At 57.8% G+C, this 23228-nt stretch carries 22 protein-coding genes; 20 read left to right on the plus strand and 2 right to left on the minus strand.

Going from position 1 to position 23228, the window contains the following annotated elements; genetic code table 11:
- Positions 1-35 precede the first annotated feature (35 nt).
- From H4317_RS11360 to H4317_RS11440, 17 genes are all read left to right on the plus strand, one after another.
- Positions 36-2003, plus strand: coding sequence for a T9SS type B sorting domain-containing protein (locus H4317_RS11360; protein WP_185886719.1), 1968 nt, complete (start codon positions 36-38; stop codon positions 2001-2003).
- A 138-nt stretch (positions 2004-2141) separates the two neighbouring features.
- Positions 2142-2705 carry a biliverdin-producing heme oxygenase gene (locus tag H4317_RS11365; RefSeq protein WP_185886720.1) on the plus strand — a complete coding sequence of 188 codons (564 nt, stop codon included), beginning with the start codon at positions 2142-2144 and terminating at the stop codon, positions 2703-2705.
- Positions 2705-5005, plus strand: coding sequence for an ATP-binding protein (locus tag H4317_RS11370; protein WP_185886721.1), 2301 nt, complete (start codon positions 2705-2707; stop codon positions 5003-5005). The genes H4317_RS11365 and H4317_RS11370 overlap by 1 nt, the downstream gene beginning before the upstream one ends.
- A 1-nt stretch (position 5006) precedes the next feature.
- Positions 5007-5453, plus strand: a complete 447-nt coding sequence (locus tag H4317_RS11375; protein WP_185886722.1) for a response regulator — start codon at positions 5007-5009, stop codon at positions 5451-5453.
- Positions 5454-5461: 8 nt separating this feature from the next.
- Positions 5462-6700, plus strand: coding sequence for a sensor histidine kinase (locus H4317_RS11380; RefSeq protein WP_185886723.1), 1239 nt, complete (start codon positions 5462-5464; stop codon positions 6698-6700).
- A gap of 238 nt (positions 6701-6938) precedes the next feature.
- Positions 6939-7349: a hypothetical protein gene (locus H4317_RS11385; protein ID WP_185886724.1), complete on the plus strand. Its 411-nt coding sequence runs from the start codon at positions 6939-6941 to the stop codon at positions 7347-7349.
- 365 nt (positions 7350-7714) lie between these two features.
- Complete coding sequence (locus H4317_RS11390; RefSeq protein WP_185886725.1) at positions 7715-8122, plus strand: cupin domain-containing protein; 408 nt, start codon at positions 7715-7717, stop codon at positions 8120-8122.
- 260 nt (positions 8123-8382) lie between these two features.
- Positions 8383-8889, plus strand: coding sequence for a (R)-mandelonitrile lyase (locus tag H4317_RS11395; RefSeq protein WP_185886726.1), 507 nt, complete (start codon positions 8383-8385; stop codon positions 8887-8889).
- Positions 8890-9058: 169 nt separating this feature from the next.
- A complete protein-coding gene (locus H4317_RS11400) occupies positions 9059-9871 on the plus strand; it encodes a helix-turn-helix domain-containing protein (protein ID WP_185886727.1) in 813 nt (270 codons plus the stop codon).
- An 87-nt stretch (positions 9872-9958) separates the two neighbouring features.
- A complete protein-coding gene (locus H4317_RS11405; protein ID WP_185886728.1) occupies positions 9959-10999 on the plus strand; it encodes an NAD(P)-dependent alcohol dehydrogenase in 1041 nt (346 codons plus the stop codon).
- Between the two features lie 16 nt (positions 11000-11015).
- Positions 11016-11465 carry a cyclophilin-like fold protein gene (locus H4317_RS11410; protein ID WP_185886729.1) on the plus strand — a complete coding sequence of 150 codons (450 nt, stop codon included), beginning with the start codon at positions 11016-11018 and terminating at the stop codon, positions 11463-11465.
- A gap of 125 nt (positions 11466-11590) precedes the next feature.
- The gene (locus H4317_RS11415; RefSeq protein ID WP_185886730.1) at positions 11591-12163 is read left to right on the plus strand and encodes a DapH/DapD/GlmU-related protein; all 573 of its coding nucleotides are present in this window, start codon (positions 11591-11593) and stop codon (positions 12161-12163) included.
- Between the two features lie 62 nt (positions 12164-12225).
- Positions 12226-12852, plus strand: a complete 627-nt coding sequence (locus H4317_RS11420) for a (2Fe-2S)-binding protein (RefSeq protein ID WP_185886731.1) — start codon at positions 12226-12228, stop codon at positions 12850-12852.
- Positions 12849-13832 (plus strand): FAD binding domain-containing protein, encoded by a 984-nt coding sequence (locus H4317_RS11425; RefSeq protein ID WP_185886732.1) that lies wholly within the window; start codon positions 12849-12851, stop codon positions 13830-13832. The genes H4317_RS11420 and H4317_RS11425 overlap by 4 nt, the downstream gene beginning before the upstream one ends.
- A 13-nt stretch (positions 13833-13845) precedes the next feature.
- Positions 13846-16080, plus strand: a complete 2235-nt coding sequence (locus H4317_RS11430; RefSeq protein WP_185886733.1) for a xanthine dehydrogenase family protein molybdopterin-binding subunit — start codon at positions 13846-13848, stop codon at positions 16078-16080.
- 439 nt (positions 16081-16519) lie between these two features.
- Entirely contained in the window at positions 16520-16849 is a 330-nt protein-coding gene (locus H4317_RS11435) for a YbaB/EbfC family nucleoid-associated protein (protein WP_185886734.1), read from the plus strand.
- The gene (locus H4317_RS11440; RefSeq protein ID WP_349772175.1) at positions 16839-17927 is read left to right on the plus strand and encodes a glycosyltransferase family 2 protein; all 1089 of its coding nucleotides are present in this window, start codon (positions 16839-16841) and stop codon (positions 17925-17927) included. The genes H4317_RS11435 and H4317_RS11440 overlap by 11 nt, the downstream gene beginning before the upstream one ends.
- 103 nt (positions 17928-18030) lie before the next feature.
- Here H4317_RS11440 and H4317_RS11445 read toward each other — a convergent pair whose 3' ends face one another.
- Positions 18031-18249, minus strand: coding sequence for a PspC domain-containing protein (locus H4317_RS11445; RefSeq protein WP_185886735.1), 219 nt, complete (start codon positions 18247-18249; stop codon positions 18031-18033).
- A 157-nt stretch (positions 18250-18406) separates the two neighbouring features.
- Here H4317_RS11445 and H4317_RS11450 point away from each other — a divergent pair, with 157 nt between their 5' ends.
- The 3 genes from H4317_RS11450 (at position 18407) to H4317_RS11460 (ending at position 21692) form a co-directional block, all read left to right on the plus strand.
- Positions 18407-20215, plus strand: a complete 1809-nt coding sequence (locus tag H4317_RS11450) for a tetratricopeptide repeat protein (protein ID WP_185886736.1) — start codon at positions 18407-18409, stop codon at positions 20213-20215.
- Positions 20216-20259: 44 nt separating this feature from the next.
- Positions 20260-20595: a hypothetical protein gene (locus H4317_RS11455; RefSeq protein WP_185886737.1), complete on the plus strand. Its 336-nt coding sequence runs from the start codon at positions 20260-20262 to the stop codon at positions 20593-20595.
- A gap of 113 nt (positions 20596-20708) precedes the next feature.
- On the plus strand, positions 20709-21692 hold the full coding sequence (locus H4317_RS11460) for a pyruvate dehydrogenase complex E1 component subunit beta (RefSeq protein WP_185886738.1): 984 nt from the start codon (positions 20709-20711) through the stop codon (positions 21690-21692).
- Between the two features lie 126 nt (positions 21693-21818).
- On the opposite strand, the gene H4317_RS11465 is transcribed toward H4317_RS11460, so the two are convergent.
- Positions 21819-23219, minus strand: a complete 1401-nt coding sequence (locus H4317_RS11465) for a hypothetical protein (protein WP_185886739.1) — start codon at positions 23217-23219, stop codon at positions 21819-21821.
- Between the last annotated feature and the right edge of the window lie 9 nt (positions 23220-23228).

The following is a 23228-nucleotide window of genomic DNA, read 5'->3' on the forward strand; positions in this document are numbered from 1 at the left end:
CTTGCCTGCCGCTACCCAATTTTATCCGCCAGCCTATGCGTTCTGCTAACTACTTCTACCTGCTGCTACTGTTCGTCGGAATAGTGTTGGCTGCCAATTCGCCCACTCTGGCGCAACCTTGTGCGGCCACTCCCGGTCAGCCGGCCTGCACCTTTGTGGCCGTAGATGTGCAGACCAACCAGATTGTGGAGAAGCTGTGCGTAGGCCGCACCGTGCGTTTTGATTTGTGCTCTGGCCGGCAGCCACTGGTATACACTTACCAAATACTGCCGGGCTCCGCAGCGTACCCGAACCCCTGCGGCGGCCCTGGCTTTCTGCAGTCGCCCGTCACGTATACGCCCACCACCATTGGTCCCATCACGGTTACCGAAAATGGGCAGCCTTGTACAGGCTGCGGTGCCGGCACCATTTATTTCCGGGAGTTTGAAGTTTTCGACAACCCGGCTCCCGCCTTTACTACTACGGCCTGCTCCCCCGGCTTTGTGCAGGTAACACTGCCGGGTGCACCCTACGACAGCTATACCGTCCAGATTGGCAGCAGCGTACTACCGGCGCCCCGCGGCCAAACCATCACCTACCCAGTGCCGGCTGGCGCCACCAGCATCACGGTAGCAGGTGTATACAGCGACAATGCCTTGTGCACGCGCTCTGCTACCCAAACTCTGCCGCAGCTGGCCACACCGGGTCCGTTGGCTATTCAGAATATCACGCTGCAAGGCACTACTGCCCAGCTTACCGTGGCGCCCCTTACAGCCGGCTACCGCTACACGGTGGAGCGGGCCGACTTTGCTTCTCCCACCGCCTTTCAGACGGTGACGGCCGCAACGCCTACCGGGCTTACGGGCTTCACGATACCTGGCGCCACGGCTGGCTTCTACCGTATCCGCCGCGCCGACGACTGCCAACAGGCCTTGGCTGTATCTGACCCCATCAGCACGCTTACGCTCACTGTGCAGGCTGCTGAACGCCGCAATGAGCTGGCCTGGCAACTAGGCACTAACCCCGGCAGCTATGAACTGACGCGCACTCCCGCCCTCCCGCCGGGTATCGTATTGTCGCCGGCGGCGCGCACCTACACCGATACGGCCGTGGCCTGCGGTATCACCTACACGTACCGTCTCACGGCCCGCTACCCAGGCAGCGTGTCATCGGTTTCCAATGAAGTAGCAGTGCGGGCTACGGCCACGCAGGCGCCCCCTGTTCCACGGCTGCTGGCCACATTTGATGAGCGCAACCGGGTGATGCTAACCGCATCCGTAGCCCGCTTTCCAACTACCGGTCAGCTCACCTATCTGCGCGACGGAACTTCAATAGGCTCCACTCCCGCCCGCACCCGCCTCGATTCGCTGCAGACCTATTCGCCTGCGGCGGCTCCCTGCTACCAGGTGCGGTTTGAGGACGACTGCAACAACCGCTCCTCCGACAGTGCGCCCTTTTGCCCAGCGGTACTGGCCGCCGAACTGGCCGACCCGCGTGGTTCCTCAGTGCGCCTGCTATGGTCGAAGCTGCGGGGGGCACCCGCTACCACAGCGCAGGACACGCTGCGCTACCGCCTATTGGTTCTGAACCCCGATAATACAGTACGCAATGCAGTAGCTGTAAGCTCACGGGGCACTTACCTCGACCTGCTGCCACCCACTGACCTGCAGGCCGTGCGCTACCGGCTGGAAGTAACGGGCGGCGGGCTTCCGGCTCCCAGCTATTCCAATATTGCCAGTGTGGTCCGCCGCCTGGAGGCCTACGTTCCTACTGCTTTCACGCCCAACGGCGACGGCCTGAACGACGTGCTGGAGGTGAAGGGCCGCTTTCTGAAAACCTACACCTTCACCGTGGTTGACCGCAACGGGCAGGAAGTATTCCGGGGCACCGACCGAACTCAGGCCTGGGATGGGCGCATCCGCAACGAGAAGCCCGTGCAGGGTGCTTACGTCTGGCGGTTTGAAGCCCGCGACGCAGCCGGTCAAACGGTTGTGCAACACGGCACCGTCACGATTCTGCAGTAAGTGGGAGTGCTGCGCCGGCTGGCATGGCCCGTCCGCTGTTTGGAGGCCGCACCAGCATAGTGGGCAAATTTGGGGCGAAGCGGTAAATTTGCTTTTCTTCCGGCTCCGCAAACCCTACTCCGGGCCTTATCATCCTGCATGACGAATCCTCCTGCTTCAACCGGCATTTTGCACCGGCTACGAACTGAAACCCGCCCTTACCACGATGCGCTGGAGCAAAACCGTTTCAACCGAGAACTGACGGCTGGCACCCTGACGCCGGAAGCTACTGAGCATTTTCTGGCAAAGATGTACGGGTTTCTGAAGCCCTACGAAGACCAGCTTCGGCAGCACCACTTTGCACCGGAATGGGCCATAGAGCAGCGTTACCGCGCCCACCTCATTCTGCAGGACCTACCCGCCAATGCGGCTGCGCTTCCCCTTTGCCCAGCTTTGCCGCCGCTGCACACTTGGCCGCAGCTGCTGGGTGCCATGTACGTGCTGGAAGGATCTACTCTGGGCGGACAGGTAATTGCGAAGCAACTCGCTAAGGCGGCTATTCCAGCCCGCACTTACTTTAGTGGCTACGCCGAACGGACTGGTCCGATGTGGAAGTCGTTCTGCCAGCTGCTGAGTCAGGCCGTCACTCCCGAAAATGAAGATGAAGTGGTGGCGTCAGCGGGCCACACCTTTCAACACCTTGACGCCTGGATTACTACTTGATGAGCTATACTGACGAAAGCCTGCTGACCGCAGATATTGACCTCACCAACTGCGACCGGGAGCCCATTCATATTCCAGGCTCCGTGCAGCCCTATGGCTTTTTGCTGTGCCTGAACGAGGAAACCATGCGCATTGTGCAGGCCAGCGAAAATACCCTGGCCCTGCTCAGCATCCCGGCCGAAGAGCTGCTTGGCTCCCGGCTAGACCGCCTGCTGGCACCAGACTGCCTGGCCGAAATTGAACGGCTGCGTAGCACACTCACTACCACTACCCGGCTGCTGGGTGCCCAGCTGGCAAACGTACCCGGCCAGCCCTACTACAAAATCATTCTGCACCGCCACGACCAACTGCTGTGGCTGGAGTTTGAGCCGGTGGAAGAAAAGCTGGCTCTCCCGCCCGACCTGCCGTTTCTGAACGATGCACTGGGCCAGATGCTAGCCGCTACGCGGGTCCTGGACTTCTGCCAGCATGCCGTGGAGCAGGTTCGCGCCATTACCGGCTTCGACCGGGTTGCCATCTACCGCTTCGCGGCCGATGAAAGCGGCGAAGTCATTGCGGAAGCTAAGCACGAGGACCTCGAGCCCTGGCTGGGCCTGCATTACCCCGCCACCGACATTCCGAAGCAGGCGCGGGCCATGTACCTCAAAAACTGGCTGCGCTTTATTCCGGATGCCAGCTACACCCCGGCGCGGCTGGTCCCGGTGAATACGCCCGGCACCAATCGCCCACCCGATATGACCTACTCCGTGCTGCGGAGCGTGTCGCCGATCCATATCGAGTATCTGCACAATATGGGTTCGGCAGCCACCATGACCATTTCGCTCATTCAGGAAGGGAAACTATGGGGCATGATTACGTGCCACCACCGTACGCCCCGCCTGGTCAGCTTCGAGCTACGGGACCTGTGCCAGTTTATCGGCAAGACGTTTTCGGCCCTTATCAGCGCTAAAGAACAGTACGACGAGCAGGAGTACCAGCTCCGAATCCGCGAAAACCAGGTAAGGCTGCTGGAGCACGTGTCCAGCAACGAAAATTTCGTGCAGGCCCTCTACAGCCGCCAGCCTACGGTAATGGATGTGTTCGACTGCAACGGTGCGGCTATCTGCTTCGATGGCAGCATCATGCGCATGGGCACTACTCCTTCCGAAGACCAGATCAGGGAGGTACTGGCTTGGCTGCAGCAGCAGGTAAAAACGGAGGTATTCTACACTGACTCCTATGCTAGCCTGAATCCGGATGGCTTCCACATTCGGGCAACGGCCAGTGGTATTCTGGCCGTTTCGCTGGCCGAAGCATCCGGCAACTATATTCTCTGGTTCCGGCCCGAAATGGTACAGACCGTGACCTGGGCCGGCCAGCATCAGAAAAACCAAGTGCTGGCCGATGGCCAGATTTTCCTCTCTCCGAGGCAGTCGTTTGAGGCGTGGAAGCAAACCGTAGAAAATACGGCTGCTCCCTGGAAGCCGCTCGAAATTGAAGCCGCGCGCGAAATTCGGCTGCACATCTCCGACCTGCGGCTGCGGGTCTTCAACGAGTTGCAGCAGCGGGCCACTATGCTCAGCCGGCTCAATGCTGAGTTGGAGCGCAGCAACGACGAGCTGGATTCCTTCGCCTATGTGGCTTCCCACGACCTGAAAGAGCCGTTGCGTGGTATCCATAACTACTCCCTTTTTCTGCTGGAAGACTACGCCGACCAGCTGGATGCGGATGGAGTGTATAAGCTGCAGACCCTGGTTCGGCTCAGCCAGCGCATGGAAGGCCTGATTGAGTCGCTGCTGAAACTCTCCCGCGTAGGCCGCACCGAGCTAGAGGTAGTGCCAACCAATCTGAACGACTTATTAGCCGAGGTAATGGATCTGCTTTCGCCCCGCCTGGAGCAGACGGGCACTAGTGTGACCATCACCGGCCCGCTACCCGTCATCAACTGCGACCCGGTACGGGTAGGTGAAATATTCAATAATCTGCTCACCAATGCCATGCGCTATAACGACAAGCCCACGAAGCTGGTGGAGATTGGCGAGGCACCTGCGACGGTAGCTCAACAAAAAGGCATTGCGAACCGAGACGATTTTCACGTGTTTTACGTACGTGACAACGGCATCGGTATCGACCCTAAACACCATGAGAATATCTTCAAGATATTCAAGCGGTTACACTCGCAGGAGAAGTATGGGGGCGGTACAGGTGCCGGACTGGCCATCGTCAAGAAAATGGTAGAGAAGCATGGGGGCGCTCTGTGGGTAGACTCGCAGCCAGGAGAAGGCGCTACCTTCTATTTTTCGCTTTTAAAGCACTTGTAAAGTGGCAACCTTACCTCTTAAACCCATCCTCGTAGTAGAGGACAGCGCCGAGGATTTCACGGCTCTTGGCCGGGCTTTCCGCAAACACGCGCTGCGCAACCCTGTGCTGCGCTGCGAAGACGGCGACCAAGCATTGGAATATCTGCAGGGCTGCGGCAAGGCCACCGGCTGGCCCCAAACTCTGCCAGCACTGGTGCTGCTGGACCTGAACCTACCCGGCACCGATGGGCGCACGGTACTGAGCAAGCTCAAGCAAGACACCCGTCTGCATTCCATTCCCGTCATCATTTTCAGCACGTCCAGCAACGCCCGCGACATTGAGGACTGCTACAAGCTGGGTGCCAATAGCTACCTGACAAAGCCTATAGAGTATGCCGTGCTGGAAGAAAAAATCCGGCTGGCCATGCACTACTGGCTCGATGCCTCGGAGTTACCATTCGCGAATTAGCCTGCCTAGTGAAAAAGATATTACTCGTTGATGACAACGAGCAGGACCGGATGCTGTACAAGCGGTTTCTGGGAAAACAGGGGTCGTATGAGCGGCTGGAAACATTCGAGGCTACTTCTGGTGCCGAGGCCCTGGCGCAATACGCTATCCTGCGCCCCGATTGTATCTTACTGGATTACAATCTACTGGACACCGATGGCCTGACACTTCTGTCAGAATTGAAGGCCATGGCTTCGGCAGATAGCCTGTGTGTAGTCATGATTACGGGGGGCGGCAGCGAACAGCTGGCCGTGCGGGCTCTCAACAGCGGGGCCATGGACTATCTGGTGAAGCAGCAGTTTGACCAGGAGTTGCTCTATAAGACCGTCGTGCACGCCATTGAGAAGAACGAGTGGCGCCAGTATATGGCGCGCTACCACCAGGAGTTGCAGGGCGTGAATCAGCAATTGCGCGAATCGGTGGAGGAGCTAACCGATGCTCGCCAGCAGATTCATTTGCAGAACACCTTGCTGACCAAGGCCAATACCGAGCTGGCCACTAGTAACCAGCAGTTGGCCCGCACCAACGCCGACCTCGACAACTTTGTATATGCTGCCTCCCACGACCTGCGCCAGCCGGTGCACAACCTGCGCGGACTGTTTGAGGAACTGCAGCGCTCAGCCACAGTAGAAGACCCCGAAGCCGACCAACTCTGGCGCCTGCTCGACAATTCCCTGCAAGCACTCAGCACGACAATCACTGATTTGGCGGCTGTGGTGCAGGTGGCCCGGCAGCCCGGTGAGCTGACGGCCGAGCCAGTTGCCGTTGAGGAGCTGACGGCGGATGTCCTTCAGAGCCTGCAGCCGCAACTGCTGGCAGCACAGGCGCACGTCGCCACCGATTTTTCGCGTTTGCCGGAAGTGACCTACGTGCGCAGCAGCTTGCGCACCGTGCTGGTCAACCTGCTCAGCAACGCCATCAAATACCGCCACCCCGACCGGCCGGCCCGTATACGGGTTAGCACGTACCGGGCAGGCGGGCAGCCGGTACTGGAAGTGTCAGACAACGGCCTGGGCATGGATCTGCAGCTCCACGGTCCGGAGCTTTTTCATTTGTTCCGGCGCTTCCATCCGCATGCCGGCGAGGGTACCGGCGTGGGGCTTTTCCTCATTAATCGGCTTGTCAGAGCCCAGGACGGGCACATTGAAGTGGAAAGTCAGGAAAACGTGGGCACCACTTTCCGGCTGTTTCTGGAAGGTGCGAAATAGCCGTTGCCACCAGAGCTTTCGGCTACTTCTGTTCCATTTCCGCTGCTCTCGGCCCACTGCCGCCTAGTATTTCACGCGGGTTAAGGAACAGCTCGTATCAGGTCCGGATGGATGTGCTTGCTGGTTGGTTTCTCCAGCCAACGCGCTGCTATTAGCCGCCATTATTCCCCAGTAATTATTCCGTTCTTCGTTCACTCGACGACAATACGCTCAGCAGTATTGGGTAGCGGCTACAACTATGCTGGACAATCCTGCCCTACTGATTCTGGGGTCGACACCGGCCCTGTCTGTGTACTATGATGCGGAGAACCAGTGGCTCTATGCTGACTGGCAAGGAGCGTATAAAGCCGGCACCGCTCACCGAAGCGCCCAGCTACTGGTACAATGTCTGCAGTCGTATCCGTGCCAGAAGCTGCTGAACAGCACGCTACAGGTCACCAGCAGCTGGAACGGTAAGGAAAAGTGGGCGGGAGAAACACTTTTTCCGCTGCTGGCCAGTTTTGGCATTCGCTACATTGCCTGCGTCTACTCCAAGCAGTGGCCGGCGCGCCATTCTCTGGATGTGGCCATGGAATACACTACCCAGCCTTTCATCGTGTCCTTCGACGACCTGGCTACGGCCTATAGCTGGCTGCAACAAACCGGTTAGAGGCCGCTATATCCGAGCTGGCTACACGGATACTCCACTGGATGCTGGCAGAGCAGAATACAGGGTTTCAACTCAGGAACAGCGCACGGTTTTGCGGGTTTCCTCGCGCTGTCTCGAACAGGCTGACGGTACTGTAACGCCCCCCGTCTGCAGGAGAGCTGCTCTGGCGCCGGGCGAAACCGGACCAGCGGACCAAGTCTGATGTAACTGATAGTAAGGACAATGCCAGGTGCGCCGCCTGCTGCTTTCTGTTTGAATTGTATCAGAAGCTGTTTGATTCCTGTTTTTCGCCTCGTAGCGAATCCAGGACCTTTGCTGGGCGTAGTTGATAGTGAGTCAACTCAATATCCTAGTACAACTGTCTGATGGAAAACCACATCAACGCCCCTTCCGGCACCCAGCAAGGAGCAGCTGAAAACTTCAACGGCGTTGCGTGGGTGACGCTGCTCACCCAACCCGGCAACCCGACCGACTGCGTAGTCGGCGACGTGACCTTTGAGCCCGGTGCCCGCAACAATTGGCACTCGCACCCAGCCGGCCAGATTCTGGTTGTGACGGCTGGCATGGGCTACTACCAAGAACAGGGCAAGCCAGCCCAACTGTTGCGGCCGGGCGACGCCGTAAGCATAGCACCTGGTGTAGTACACTGGCACGGGGCTACGACTACCAGTCTGTTTACCCACCTGGCCATCGGCCCAAATTCCAGTCAAGGCATGGCAGACTGGGGCGCCCCCGTCACGGACGAAGAATACCAAGCAGCCCACCGCCCCTAGCCAGCATTTCGGCGCTGGTGAGCATGGGCGGGATTGAGCCGCTGCTGCAGGCACACGTCGGAACGGGCCTGCAGCAACGGGGTGACACAGGCCCATGTGCAACAGCCAATTGTGCTGGACGAAGCGTTACACCATCACTCTCCCCTCTTTTTAAGGCAGTGCGGCTTGCTAGTGTGGCAATAGTTGCAGTGGCCGGTTAAAAAACCAAGTATCCGGCTGGCGCGCTTTTGCAGCCTGTTTCACCATCTCACGATTTCCCTATGACCAGCCTTCGAACCGCTCAGATTTTTCTCGTCCTGAGTACCGTGCTTCTGTTGACTAGCTTCGGGACTAAGCTTCCTCAGCAGACGCAGCCGCCGACGCGTAAAACCACGCAAAACCTCATCTTCCCGAAAGGCCAGCGGGCCCCAGCTGCCAATTTCACGGGCACCGTTTACCTCTTTCCGTTGGTGCAAGATGATACTACGTTCCATTGTGTGAGCGGCAGCGTCACATTTGAGCCAGGAGCCCGCTCAAACTGGCACACGCATGCTGCCGGCCAGATTCTGCTGGTGACTAATGGCGTGGGCTACTATCAGGAAGCGGGCCAGCCCATACGTCTGCTGCGCCAAGGGGATGTCATCAAGGCCCAGCCGGGCGTGAAGCACTGGCACGGGGCCTCGCCACGGCAGGCCATGACGCACATTGCGCTCAACGTCAATACCGAGAAGGGCATTGTGACTTGGCTGCAGCCCGTGACAGAACAGGAATACACCAGCTACCGGTAGCCCGCCTGTGCCAATGCCCTCCGCGAAATCCCAACCACTTTCACCGATTCGGAGTTTATACCGACAGCGCCGCCTGATGCTGGCGCTGTCGAATCCAATGCCGCAGCCTCACCTTCTTGCCCAGTCTTCTGCCCATCCTCTTATCAGTGGCGAAATTTGTGTGGCGACAATGGAGGATGTCCGCCGGGTAATGGGCGCCTTCAGCCGGCGCGACCATTTTAAGGTGGTGCTGGTGCTGGAAGGAGCAAACGAGCTGCATTACGCTACCCGCAGCTACGCCGTAGACAAGCCAGCCTTGGTGTTTACCAATCGGCTGGTGCCCTACTCCTGGGAGTTAGTCGAAGGTGGCGGCGACCAGCAGGGCTATGTCTGCGGCTTCACCGAAAGCTTTCTGCATTCGGCTATGCGCGGCGTCAGTCTCAAGGAATCGGTACTCTATAAGGTAGATGGCAACCCGGTGTACTTTCTCATCGCCGAGCAGCAGCGCTACCTCGCGCAGATATTTGAGCGGATGCTCCAGGACCAGGCAACTGATTATCCCCATAAGCACGACCTGCTGCGTAGCCAGCTTTCCCTCATTATTCATGAAGCGGCACAGATGCAGCCGGCCAGTGCGTACCCCCAGCCCTCAACCAACGCAGCGGAGCGCATCACAGCCCTGTTTTTAACCTTGCTGGACGCGCAGTTTCCGGTGACAACGCCTGCTGACGAGCCCATCCTGAAAAATGCCCAGGACTACGCCGACCGCCTGGCCGTGCACGTCAATAGCCTGAACCGGGCGGTGAAGGAAGTCACGGGAAAGTCTACTACCACCCACTTGGCCGAACGGCTCGTGCACGAAGCTAAGACGCTGTTGCAGCACACCGACTGGCCCGTGGCCGACATTGCAGACCGCCTCGGCTTCGAGTATGCGACTTACTTCACTCGCTTCTTCAAGCAGCATACCGGCAGCACGCCGTTGGCCTTCCGCCATCCTGCTTGATTTGTATAAAAAGCTGTTCGACAGCTATTCGCCAACGACCTCAACTGACGGGCACTTTTACCACTTCACTCATTTAGCCAGCCTACCATGATACCAGCCAAAGGTTACGCAGCACAAAGCCCGACCACAGACCCCGCCCCTTGGAACTTCGAGCGCCGTGACGTCGGGCCGCACGATGTGCAGATTGAAATCTTGTTCTGCGGCGTCTGCCACTCCGACCTGCACCAAATCCGCAATGAGTGGTTTCCGGGCATCTTCCCGATGGTGCCGGGTCACGAAATCGTGGGCCGCATTACCAAAGTGGGCGAACATGTGAAGAAATTCAAAGTAGCTGAGTTGGCCGGCGTAGGCTGTATGGTAGATTCCTGCCAGGTCTGCGTAAACTGTAAGGACGGGCTGGAGCAATACTGTCTGGAAGGCAATACCCAGACTTACAACAACCTCGGCCGCGACGGAGCACCCACCTACGGCGGCTACTCCAACACCATTGTGGTGCGTGAGGAATTTGTGGTGCACGTATCGGAGAAGCTGGATCTGGCCGCGGTGGCCCCGCTGCTTTGTGCCGGCATCACCACATACTCGCCGCTACGCTACTGGAAAGTGGGTGCCGGCCATAAGCTGGCCGTGGTTGGGCTGGGCGGCCTGGGCCACATGGGTGTGAAGTTTGGTGTGGCCTTCGGCGCGGACGTGACCGTGCTGAGCACCTCCCCTTCTAAGGAAGCCGACGCTAAGGCCCTCGGTGCTCATCATTTCGTGGTGACCAAGGACGAAGCCCAGTTGGAAGCCGTAAAAGGCTCCTTTGACTTCATTCTCGACACCGTAGCAGCCGACCACGACATTCCGCTGTACCTGTCGCTGCTCAAAACCAGCGGCACCCACATCTTGGTTGGAGCTCCGCCTAAACCCATGGAAATTCCTGCCTTTGCACTTATTCCGGGCCGTAAAAGCGTGTCTGGCTCTACCATCGGCGGCATTGCCGAAACTCAGGAAATGTTGGATTTCTGCGCCGAGCACAACATCGTTTCCGATATCGAGCTGATTGACATCAAGGACATTGCCGCTGCTTATGAGCGGATGGTAAAAGGGGATGTGCGCTACCGCTTCGTCATCGACTTGGCTACGCTGTAACCACTACTAAACAGGCATGAAACGACCGTCGTTGCCACTACTGCTCCTATTGCTGCTGTTGAGTGGCACCGGGGCGTGTGAAAACGATTCCTCTGAGCCCGCCAATTTGCCTACGATGAGCACCCGACTTCGCATTCGGATTGGTTCCGACACCTTCACCGCTACCCTGTTCGACAATCCTTCTTCCGCGGCCTTCGTAGCCCGGCTGCCTCTCACCGTTGCAATGAGTGAGCTAAACAGCAACGAGAAGTATTACGACTTCGCGACTGGCCTGCCAACCAATGCCACCAATCCTGGCACCATTCAGGCAGGCGATTTGATGCTGTATGGTAGTGAAACACTGGTTCTGTTTTACAAAAGCGTTGCCACCTCCTACCGCTACACACGGCTAGGGCGCATTGATAACCCCGCGAGACTAGCGGCGGCTCTGGGGGCTGGCAGCGTCACCGTAACATTCGAACTATAAGTGCGGCAACCCGCGCACTTGCTCACGTGCAGCAGACGCAGGACACGGGCATTTTGCTCTTCACTAATAGCCTAGCAAGGACAGCAACGACCATTTACCGACTATCGACCGGGTCTTTCAAAGCCATGAAGAATCTACCAAAAACAATTTTTGAGCGGGATTTGGCTGGTGAAATCATCCGGCTCGACGACCCAGAATACCCGCAGATTTACGCCGTCATTCGCAAAGCCATCCATATTACCTCTCAACTCAATTCTATGATGGTGGATGATGAGGACGAGGTTCGGCGCGTTTTCAGCGAGCTGATCAACCAAGAGGTAGACAAAACCTTTTTCCTGATTCCGCCTTTCTACACGGACTTCGGCCACAACATCCGGATTGGCAAAAACGTGTTCGTGAATTTCGACTGCGTGTTCATGGACCGTGGCGGAATTACATTGGAAGACAACGTCTTGGTGGGTCCGAAAGTGAGTCTGATTACTACCAACCACCCACTGGAGCCCGCGCAACGTAAAAGCACCTATTCCAAGCCTATTCTTATACAGAAGAATGCCTGGATTGGGGCTAATGCCACGGTCATGCCCGGCATTACCATCGGAGAAAATGCGGTAGTAGCGGCTGGTGCAGTTGTCACGAAGGATGTGGCGGCCAACACTATTGTAGCGGGCGTACCGGCCCGTGTGGTAAAGAAAATCTAACGTATACTCATGCTTGGCGGGCCAAACCGGCGCTTTCTACCTGCCTTTATTTCCTTTTCGTCATGAATACTGAACCCGAAAACGCAAGTCCTCACGATGACTCGCGACGCACGTTTCTTAAACAGTCGACGCTGCTGACTGCCATGGCTCTGGTGCCGGGCCCGGTAGTATCGGCTGCCGAGGCCAAGTTGGACGAGCGGGTGGCTGAGGCCATTGAGCAAGTACCGCTGAGCCTGAAAGTGAATGGCAAAAAGCTGAAGCTTTCGGTAGAACCCCGCACGACGCTACTCGACCTGTTGCGTGAGCAACTGCACCTGAACGGCACTAAAAAAGGCTGCGACTATGGCCAGTGTGGGGCCTGCACTGTGCACGTGGATGGCCAGCGGGTAAACAGCTGTCTGAGCTTCGCGGTGATGCACGACGGCAAGGAAATCACCACCATTGAGGGCCTAGCCGACGGCGACAAGCTGCACCCCATGCAGGAGGCGTTTGTGAAGCACGACGGCTTTCAGTGTGGCTACTGCACGCCCGGCCAGATTATGAGTGCCGTGGCCTGTGTGCGTGAAGGCCACGCCGGCTCTGAAGGTGAAATACGGGAGTATATGAGTGGCAACATCTGCCGCTGCGGAGCTTACTCAAACATCGTGGCGGCCATCCAGGACGTGAAGAAGGGAGGACAAAAGGTATGAACCAGTTCCAGTACAGCCGCCCTACCAAGCAGCAGGCCGCCATCGACGCAGTTGCCAAGGACCCCAATGCCGCCTTTATTGCGGGTGGCACCAACCTCGTGGATTTGATGAAACGCGGGGTAACAAGCCCGCAGAAGCTGGTTGACATCAACCGCCTGCCATTAGGCAAGATTGAGTCCCAGAACAACGGATTGCGTATTGGCGCTCTGGCCCTGAACTCGGCCGTAGCTGAGGACCGGCAGGTGCGTGAGAAGCAGCCGCTCCTAGCCTTAGCCCTGAATGCCGGAGCCTCGCCGCAGCTGCGCAATATGGCTACCGTAGGTGGAAACATGCTGCAGCGCACCCGTTGCGCTTACTTCTACGATACTACCATGCCGTGCAACAAGCGCCAACCCGGTACCGGCTGCGGCGCGCTGGAAGGCGTTAACCGGATGCACGCCATCTTCGGCTTTTCAGATAAGTGTATTGCCGTGCACCCCTCCGATATGAGCGTGGCGCTGGTAGCCCTAGATGCAGTGGTGCAGGTAAGTGGCCCTAAAGGCAACCGCAGCATTCCCTTCGCCGACTTCCACCGCCTGCCCGGCGACACGCCCGAAAAGGACACTAATCTTGCGCCTGGGGAGCTGATAACAGCCGTGGACGTGCCGGATGGTCCTTTCACCAAGCATGTGCACTACCAAAAGGTGCGCGAGCGGGCCAGCTACGCTTTTGCGTTGCTTTCCGTAGCAGCAGCGCTGGACATCGACGGCAGCAATATTATTAAAGCGGCGCGGCTGGCCATGGGCGGCGTGGCCCATAAGCCCTGGCGTCTCACAACTGCTGAGCAGATGTTAGTTGGCAAGCCGGCTACCGAAGAAACATTCCGGCAGGCGGCCGATGTGGCTATGCAGGGCGCCAAGTCTTTCAAGCACAATGCCTATAAGCTCAAGCTTGGCCCTAATGCAATTGTCCAGGCGCTTAAAACCGCCGCAGCCGCTTAACCCCGATTTTGTTATGAAAACCCCAGAAAAGCAAATCGGAGCGCCGATGAACCGGGTAGATGGCCGCCTGAAAGTGACCGGTGCGGCCACCTATTCGGCTGAATACGAGCTGCCCGGCATCACCTATGCCGTGCTCGTGGGCAGCGCCATCACCAAAGGCCGCATTACGGGCATCGACAGCAAGGCCGCTGAGCGAGCCCCTGGCGTGCTGGCCGTCATCACCCACTTCAACTCGCCCAAAGTACCGGGCTTCGATACGGCAGGCAAGGACCCGTCTCAGCCGGCCACAGTTGGCGGGCCGATTAAGATATTTCACGACGATAAAATTCGCTTCAACGACCAGCCAATTGCCATTGTGGTGGCCGATACGCTGGAGCGGGCCCGCTTTGCTGCACGGCTGGTAAAAGGGCAGTACGCACCGGAAAAGCACCAGACCAACCTGGAGGCCAGCAAGCCCCAGGCTTTCCTCCCAACTTCGGCCAAGAAGAATCCGAAGAACCCCATGAACGACTACCAGCGGGGAAAGGCGGATGCGTATAAGGCTGGCGCTATCAAGCTGGAACAGGACTATGTGATTCCGACCGAGGTGCACCATCCGATGGAGCTCCAGGCCATTACGGCGCACTGGGAAGCGCCCGACCGCCTAACAATTTACGACAAGACGCAGGGCACCATGGCCACCCGGCGCGACTTTGCCAAAGAATGGGGCTTGCCCGAAGAAAACGTAAAGGTCATTGCCACATTCGTGGGCGGTGCTTTCGGCAACGCGCTGCACAGCTGGCCCCACGAGTCAGCTGCCATCATGGCGGCTAAAGTGGTGAATAGGCCGGTGAAGCTGATGCTGACCCGCGAGCAGATGTTCACGATGGTGGGCTACCGGCCCTACACTTGGCAGAAAATTGGGATGAGCGCCACGGCTGATGGCAAAATCACGGCTATTACGCACGAGAGCATCGGCCAGACGTCCAGCTACGAGGAGTTCACCGAATCGACGCTGGCCCAGACGCGCATGATGTATCAGTCGCCTAATCTGACCACGCGCTACCGTCTGGCCTCCCTTGATATCGGCTCGCCCATCTGGATGCGCGGCCCGGGCGAGGCGACCGGCGCGTTTGCGCTGGAGTCCGCTATGGATGAAATGGCGCACCAGTTGGGCATTGATCCGCTGGAATTCCGGCTGCGCAACTACACCGATACTGACCCCGAAAACGGCAAGCCGTGGAGCACTAAGTTTTTGAAGGAATGCTACCAACTGGGTGCTGACCGTATTGGTTGGAACAAGCGCCAGCTGAAGCCCGGCAGCGTACGAGACGGCGACTGGCAGGTGGGCTACGGCATGGGCGTGGGTACGTTCGGGGCGCACCGGGGCGCGGCTACTGTAGGCGCCCAGCTGTTGCCCAATGGCACGGTGCTGCTCCAGTGTGCCACCACCGACATTGGCCCGGGCACCGGCACCGTAATGACGCAAATTGCGGCCGACACGCTTGGTATGGACCCGCAGAAAATCCGGTTCGAGTTGGGCAACTCTTCTTTCCCGAAGGCGGGCACGCAAGGTGGCTCCTCCACTGTGAATAGCGTGGGTCCGGCCACGCAGCAGGCCTGCCTGGCCCTGAAGGACAAGCTGCGGCAGTTGGCGGCGGTAGGCAGCGCGGCTTTTGCCTCGGCTAAGAAAGAGGATATCATCCTGACAGATGGGTACCTCACGCTGGCCAGTAACTCCACTGCCCGCGTACCCTACGCCGAATTATTGAAGCAAGCCGGCGGCACAGCCGTAGCTGTGGAAGCCAAGCCCGATGGTGCCGGTCAGAAGTATTCCATGTACTCGTTTTCGGTACATTTTGCCGAGGTGCGGGTGCATGTGCTTACCGGCGAGGTGCGGGTGAGCAAACTGGTTTCCTGCGCCGATGCAGGCACCATCGTTAACGAGAAAACCGCCGCCAACCAGATGAAAGGCGGCGCGGTAGGCGGTATTGGCATGGCCCTGATGGAGCATGCCATCATCGACGACCGGTACGGCCGCTACATCACCAAAGACTTCGCCGATTATCACGTCCCGGTAAATGCCGACTCGCCCGACATTCAGGTGGCATTTGTGAACCAGCCTGACCCGCACGTCAACGCGTTGGGCACGAAGGGCATTGGGGAAATTGCCACTATTGGTGTGGCTCCTGCTATTGCCAATGCGGTGTTCAATGCCACCGGCAAGCGGGTGCGGGAGTTGCCCATCACCCCCGACAAGCTGGTGTAGATGGGTGAAGCTCTTGGCACTAGGTTCAAGTTTATCAGGTAGTTTGCCTGCTAAATAGTGCAGCAGCATGTACAGTTTTCCCGCTTACGCCTTCATATGGTTTTCTAGCATCAGTCGGGTATTCCGGTCACTTTCTGGTGCAGCGTTGAATCCCATCAGTTGAAGATCTTGCGAGGATTTTACCCGCTATTCGGCGAACAGCTACTAATGCAGTAGCGGAGCCCATTATGTTGGTATGGCTGTGACTTGCGTAAATTGCGCCGGTACCAGCAGATTCGCCGGTGAAATAAACATTCAGGTTCCAGAGTAGCCATTTGCGCAAAGCTGGTTTCGGAAACAAGTACGTGGTGTATGATGAGCAACACTTGCTCGGATTATATCAGAACCTGACTACACCTTACTCCCTTCCAGTTCGCTGGACTCAACGATAGAAGAGCATATGTTTGACATGATGGGCATGATGGGCAAAATGAAAGAGTTGCAGGAGAAAATGCAGCAGGCCCAGCAGGAAATGCAGTTTGTGACGGCCACCGGCGAAGCGGGTGGCGGCCTTGTGCGCGCCACCGCCAACGGTCAGCGCCGCGTGATTAAGCTTGAAATTGATGAAACCCTCCTCTCCGACCGGGAAATGCTGTCGGACCTAGTAGTGGCGGCCGTGAACAAGGCCCTGGATGAAGCCGGCGACAAAGCCAAGGAGGAGCTAAAGCGCAAGACCAGCGGCCTGATCCCGAATATTCCTGGCCTCGACCTCGGCGGTTTTGGCCTCTAGCAGCATTTCAACGCCAATTTCTGCTGTAACCGGTATTGCTGACGCCTGCGCCGATGTAGCCGTAGTAATACTGAACTGGAATGGTGCGGCCCTGCTGCGTCAGTTTTTGCCATCGGTGCTGGCCTACAGCAATGCGGCACAGATTATCGTCGTTGACAATGCCTCAACGGATGACTCCGTGGCCGTTCTGGCACAGGAGTTTCCGCAAGTGAAGCTACTTGCGCATGCCGCCAACTTAGGCTTTTGTGAGGGCTATAATCAGGCCCTTAGCCAACTGGCACCCGATATCCGGTATGCGGTGCTGCTCAACTCCGATGTGGCCGTGACGCCGGGCTGGTTGCAGCCCATACGTCAGCTCCTGGAAGCACGCCCTGCCGTAGCGGCCGTTCAGCCCAAAATACGGGCCCACGCGCAGCCGGAATTGTTCGAATACGCCGGAGCTGGTGGCGGCTACCTCGACCGGCTGGGCTACCCCTTTTGCCGTGGCCGCCTCTTCGACACCCTGGAACACGACCACGGCCAGTATGATGATGCACGACCGGTAGCCTGGGCTACTGGGGCTTGCATGGCGGTGCGCCTGAGCGCCTGGCGTGCGCTAGACGGGCTGGAACCGGAATTCTTCGCGCACATGGAGGAAATAGACCTATGTTGGCGCCTCTGGAATGCCGGCCATGAGGTGTGGTACCACGGTGGCAGCACGGTGTACCACGTTGGGGGCGGCACCCTGCACAAATCCAACCCACGCAAAACCTACCTCAACTTCCGCAACGGGCTGGCGCTAGTCTATAAAAACACGCATGCATCGGAGCTGGCCAGCACTTTGGCTACCCGTCTTGTGCTGGATTGGGTGGCGGCGCTGCGCCTGCTGCTGCAGGGCGAATCGGCGGATGCCCGCGCCATCCTGCGGGCTCACCGTGACTTCTACCGCCGCCTCCCCTATTGGAAGCAGAAGCGCCGCCAGTATCCGCCGCGCCTCACGCAGCAGCGGCCGGGCGTGTATCGGGGCAGTCTGGTGTGGGCATATTTCGGGCAGGGCAAACGGAAATTTTCGGAACTGGATACTCGCTTGCTTTCCTGATTTTGGCGGCAGATTCTGCTATTGCGAAGTAGCTAAAATGGGCTGTTCACAAAAAAGCCTGCCCTTTAATGAGAGCAGGCACCTAAAGAAGCCAACATGCACGTTATAAATCCCAGACCGTGCTGCGCTGCCGGCGCATGGCACGCCGCACGTTCATCCAGAAGGCAAGAGCGAAGTACAGCACAATGGGCGAGCCAAAGGTGAAGAACGAAGCGTATACGAAGGAAAGCCGGACACTGCTGGAAGAGAAGCCCAACCGGTTGCCCAAAGCATTGCATACCCCGAAGCTCTGCTTTTCGATGTAGTCGGTAAGACGTTTCATAGCATCCTGTTGTAAAGACTGAGTGTTGCTAACCTGGTACAAAATAACAAGATACGTGTGCCTGAGCAAGCTCAAGCGGTGCAAATTCCTTCCAAGATACGTCTCCCGTACGCGGTTTTCCGTTTGTTGTCTGAAATTCCGCCCCGATACTCTGCTTATGAGAAGCCTTTCGCACCTGATTTCGCCCACCTTGCTTCTGGTTGTAGCCGGTACGCTGCCCGGTTGTACGCTACCTAAGATGTTGAAGGTTGCGCAAAGCGGTCAGCAAGTGAGCGTGCAGCCTTCGGTGCTGGAAAGCAACGGCGAAAATGTGCTGTTTGAGGTAACGGCCCGCGTGCCGGCTAAGCACCTGAAAAAAGGCGCGGCCTACGGCCTCAATCTGCGCTACGTCTATGATAATGGCCTGCGCGAAGACACGCTGGGTCGCCTTTCCTTCGTATCAGGCGAGTATGTGTACGATGAGGAAAAAAAGGACCAGTTGGTCCTCAAAAAGCAGCTCTCTTTCCCCTACACTCCGGCCAAAAGCCCCGGCGAACTACTGGCCCTCCCCGAAGCCCGCGAGTTGAAGGCAAAAGGCAAGCGGGTGAAAGGCAAGGAGTTTCGGGTGGCGCGGGGCATCGTAAGCACGGGCCAGCTGGTAGTGCGTCAGGATACGGCCATTACGCTACTGGTTGATAACGTAGACAATAACATGAGCGGCACCCGCGTGCTGCCGTTTTTCTTCGATGCAGGCAAGGCCGAAATTCGTAATTACCTGGGCACCAATGTAGCAGCGCTAGAAGACTTCATTGAGGCCAACCAGCGCACCGAAAAGGTGATGATAGTGGCCGGGCACTCGCCCGACTCGCTGGATGCCCACGACCGGCGCCTGGCCGACAAGCGGGTGCTGGCGCTACAGAAGTATTATAAAAACCGCGTCGATACGGATTCCTACCTGAACCGGGTGCGCGACATCGACTTCGAAACAGAAGCTTATCACCGGCGCTGGGACCTGTTTCTCAACAAGGTGCAACAATCGGCGCTGAAGCCCGCGCAGGTCGATTCGGTGCTGCTGCTCATCAACGATACGCCCGGCACCTATGCTCAGAAGGAAAAGAGCCTGCACAAGCTCTCCTACTTCGACTATCTGGAGCAGTACATCTACCCGGTGATGCGCTTCGGAACGGTGGCCGTGCAGTATTCGGCGCCCAAGCGCTACGATTCGGAAATCTATCTGCTCTCGAAAAAGATAGTAGAGAAGCAGCTGGAGGCCGATGCCCTGACGCCGGAGGAGCTGCGCTACTCGGCCACGCTCACGCCGCTGCTGGCCGAAAAGCAACGCATCTACGAAACCTCGGCCGCTACCACCGGCCGCTGGGAAGCCTACCACAATTTGGCCGTAGTGCTGCTGCTGCGTTCCGAAAAAGAGGTGAGCGACAAAGTGCGCCGGGCCTATCTGCGCCGCTCGGCCGTGAATTTTACGCTAGCCGCGCACCGCAACCCCACGGCTAACATGTTCTACCGCGTAGCCACGGCCTACCACCGCGCCGGCGATAAGCTGGAAGCCCTGCAGAACTACGACTACGCCATCAAGCTGGGCGGCCCGCGGCCCGTATTGGACAAGGTATTTGCTGATAAGGCAGCGCTGGAAATCGAAGTCGGGCAGTTGGATGATGCGCTGGGTAGCCTCAGCTATAGCTCCAAAAGCTACCAGAACACCATGAACCGGGCGCTTATCTACCTGCTCAAAGGCAACTACGAAGGCGCCACCAGCATCTACCAGGAAGCCCTTATCCTGAAGCCCAACGACCCGCTGGCCTACTACTGCCTGGCCGTAGTGGCCGCACGCCAGCAGGACGAAACCCAAATGGGCCAAAACCTGCGCCGCGCCGTGCAGCTCGACCGGAAGTTCGCCAGCCGCGCCGTCGAGGACCTAGAGTTTGCCGAATACGCTAAAGGGAAGGTATTTCTGGAGGTGTTGCGGTAGACAGCTCTTACCGGTGCAAAAGAGCGTTACTTATTTGAAGTGCTATGAAAACAAGAGCCTATTCCCTTCTGGCATCGGCAGCACTGTTTACTGGTTGCCTTTCTACTAAAGTACCTCCTACCGAGCCCGACAGTGCGCTACTGCTGCAGTTGAATAATCGGCAGCTTACTGTGACTTCATTGAGTTCTGCTATCCAGACCAACATTACCCGACAGGAGCAAAAAGGCGATACGCTGGTCCTGACGTATACAAAAGGTGCTTTTCTTCGCAATCCTTCAAATACGGTTGCCGTGGCTGAAAACATCCGGTATGTCAGGTGCGCAAATCAGGTATATAGAGTAGTAGCGGCGGCTGACGGCTTGCGGCTTGAGCCGTTGTAACTTGCCTTTTCCATTGTGAAGCCGCCTTTATTTGCCCGTCCCGGCTAGCCGTTGTAGCTTTACGCGCCGGCTGGCCCGGCTTTTTCATTCTGACTTTCGAACTGCAACAGACTATGCGGACCATCCAATTCCGGGAAGCCCTGCGTGAAGCCCTGTCCGAAGAAATGCGCCGCGACCCGCGCGTGTTCCTGATGGGCGAAGAAGTAGCCGAGTACAACGGCGCCTACAAAGTAAGCCAGGGCATGCTGGACGAGTTTGGGCCGGAACGTGTAATTGACACGCCTATTGCTGAGCTGGGTTTTGCCGGTATCGGTGTGGGCGCGGCCATCAACGGCTTGATTCCGGTCATCGAGTTCATGACCTTCAACTTCTCGCTGGTTGCTATCGACCAAGTGATTAACTCAGCCGCCAAAATCTACTCGATGTCGGGTGGGCAGTACTCCTGCCCCATCGTGTTCCGTGGGCCTACCGGCAGCGCGGGCATGCTTTCGAGCCAGCACTCGCAGAACTTCGAGAACTGGTACGCTAACACGCCCGGCCTGAAAGTAGTGGTTCCATCGAACCCCTACGACGCCAAAGGCCTGTTGAAAGCCGCCATCCGCGACGCAGATCCGGTCATCTTCATGGAGTCGGAGCAGATGTACGGCGACAAAGGCGAGGTGCCTGAGGAAGAGTACGTGCTGGAAATCGGCAAAGCCAACATCGTGCGCGAAGGCAAATCAGTTACGCTGGTGAGTTTCGGCAAGATGATGAAAATTGCTATTGCCGCCGCCGACGAGCTGGCTAAGGAAGGCATCGAAGCCGAGGTTATCGACCTGCGCTCCGTGCGCCCGATTGACTACGATACGCTGGTGACTTCGGTGAAGAAAACCAACCGCATGGTGGTGGTGGAAGAAGCCTGGCCGCTGGCCAGCATCAGCTCTGAGCTGGCCTACACCGTGCAGCGCCGCGCCTTCGACTACCTCGATGCGCCCGTAGTACGCGTAACGTGCATGGACGTGCCGTTGCCCTACGCTCCTACCCTCATCGAAGCCTCGCTGCCAAACGTAGGTCGCACCGTGAATGCCGTGCGTGAGGTGATGTACGTGAAGAAATAAAGAAGCTCTGCTTTTCGCAAAAAGCCCCGCAGCCGTTCTGGTTGCGGGGCTTTTTTATTACGGAACGGGAAGCCAGTTCACTCATCTATATCCAAATTCAAGACTGGATTCCAAATGGTTCTGCTATTACCACAATATCCGTGGCCCCAACTCCAGCGTAGCCTGTGCCGTTGCCGATGCCCAGAAGCAGACCGCCACAAAACCGATGTACGCCACGCTCACAGCCGCTAGCTGCCAGCGCAGCAACTGGCCCGGGCGCCACGCCGTGGGCCAGCCGAAGCACAGCACCGCATAGAGGAGCAGATGCAGCGGGAGCAGGAAGCGGCATTCCATGCTCATGGGCAACATAGGCAGGCAGGGCACCAGCAACACCGCCAGCACCAGCCACTGGTGCCAGGGTAGCTTGCGGAAACGGGTACGCAGCAACACGAGCAGCGCCCCGAACCATACCGTATAGTTCAGCCACGCCAAACCCCAGGTAGGCACGTACACCCGCTTGATATACGGCGTCGGATATTGCACATCAAGTCCATTGAACAGCCGCCAGGCATACATTTTCGTGAATGTGAGCGGATGACGCAGCACCAGTTGCAGATAACTGCCGTATGAATCGAACCAGCCGATACGCTCGGCCTTCACCAGTTGCTCGCCGGCTACGTCCCGGAAAATCATAACGGGCTCGTAGTAGTCGGTTCGGATATTGGTTTCGTACTTCTGGTGCAACAGTCCCCACTTCAGCTTTTCGCGGTAGAGGTTGTTTGTTTCGAGGTTCTCGTGCTGGGCCAGTACCAACGGCGAGTTTTGCTGGAACTGGTAGTGGTTGATCAGCAGCTGCGGCAACCACACTAGCGCCAGGCCGGCCAGCAGCGCCAGCGTACGAGCCATCCGCCGACTACCATTGATGTGGGGCGGCAACACAGCCAGAAGCGCCATGAAAAAAGGAACAGAAATCAGATAGGTAGGGCGCATGTTGCAGGCCGCTGCCACACACATTCCGGCTCCCACTGCTCCCCACAGGCCGGTATTATACAGCAGCAATACACCTAGTCCCAGCGCCCACAGAGCCGGAAAATCGGTGAGTGTGAAGTTGAAATAGTCGCGCCACAGGGCAAAGCCCAGCGCCGCAAAGGCCAGCCGCCGCACCCAGGCCAGAGGCTCCTGCTGCCCCCTGACGGCCTGCCACAGCCGTGGCCCAATCAGCCCAAACCCTACGGCCGCCGATACCGCTCCGAACACCCGGGCAAAGAAAATGGGCGGCAGATTGGTGTAGAACTGCACGATTCGCAGCGGCAGCAGCAACAGCGGCAGCAGGTACCCACGGAAACTATCGTGAAAGTTGAGGAGCGAGAAGCTACCCTGCTTGTGGTAATAGATGGAAATGAACCAATAATTCAGCGAGTCATGGTATAAGCGTGTGTAGCCAGAGAAAGGCAGGTACAGCAAGTACGCCAGCAACAACAGCAGCGTCAGGCGCCAATACGGGAGCCGCGGACGGTCAGGCCAAGCCGATAGTATTCGTGTCAGCAAGAGAATTTG

This window comes from Hymenobacter sediminicola (genome assembly GCF_014250515.1).
GTDB lineage: Bacteria > Bacteroidota > Bacteroidia > Cytophagales > Hymenobacteraceae > Hymenobacter > Hymenobacter sediminicola.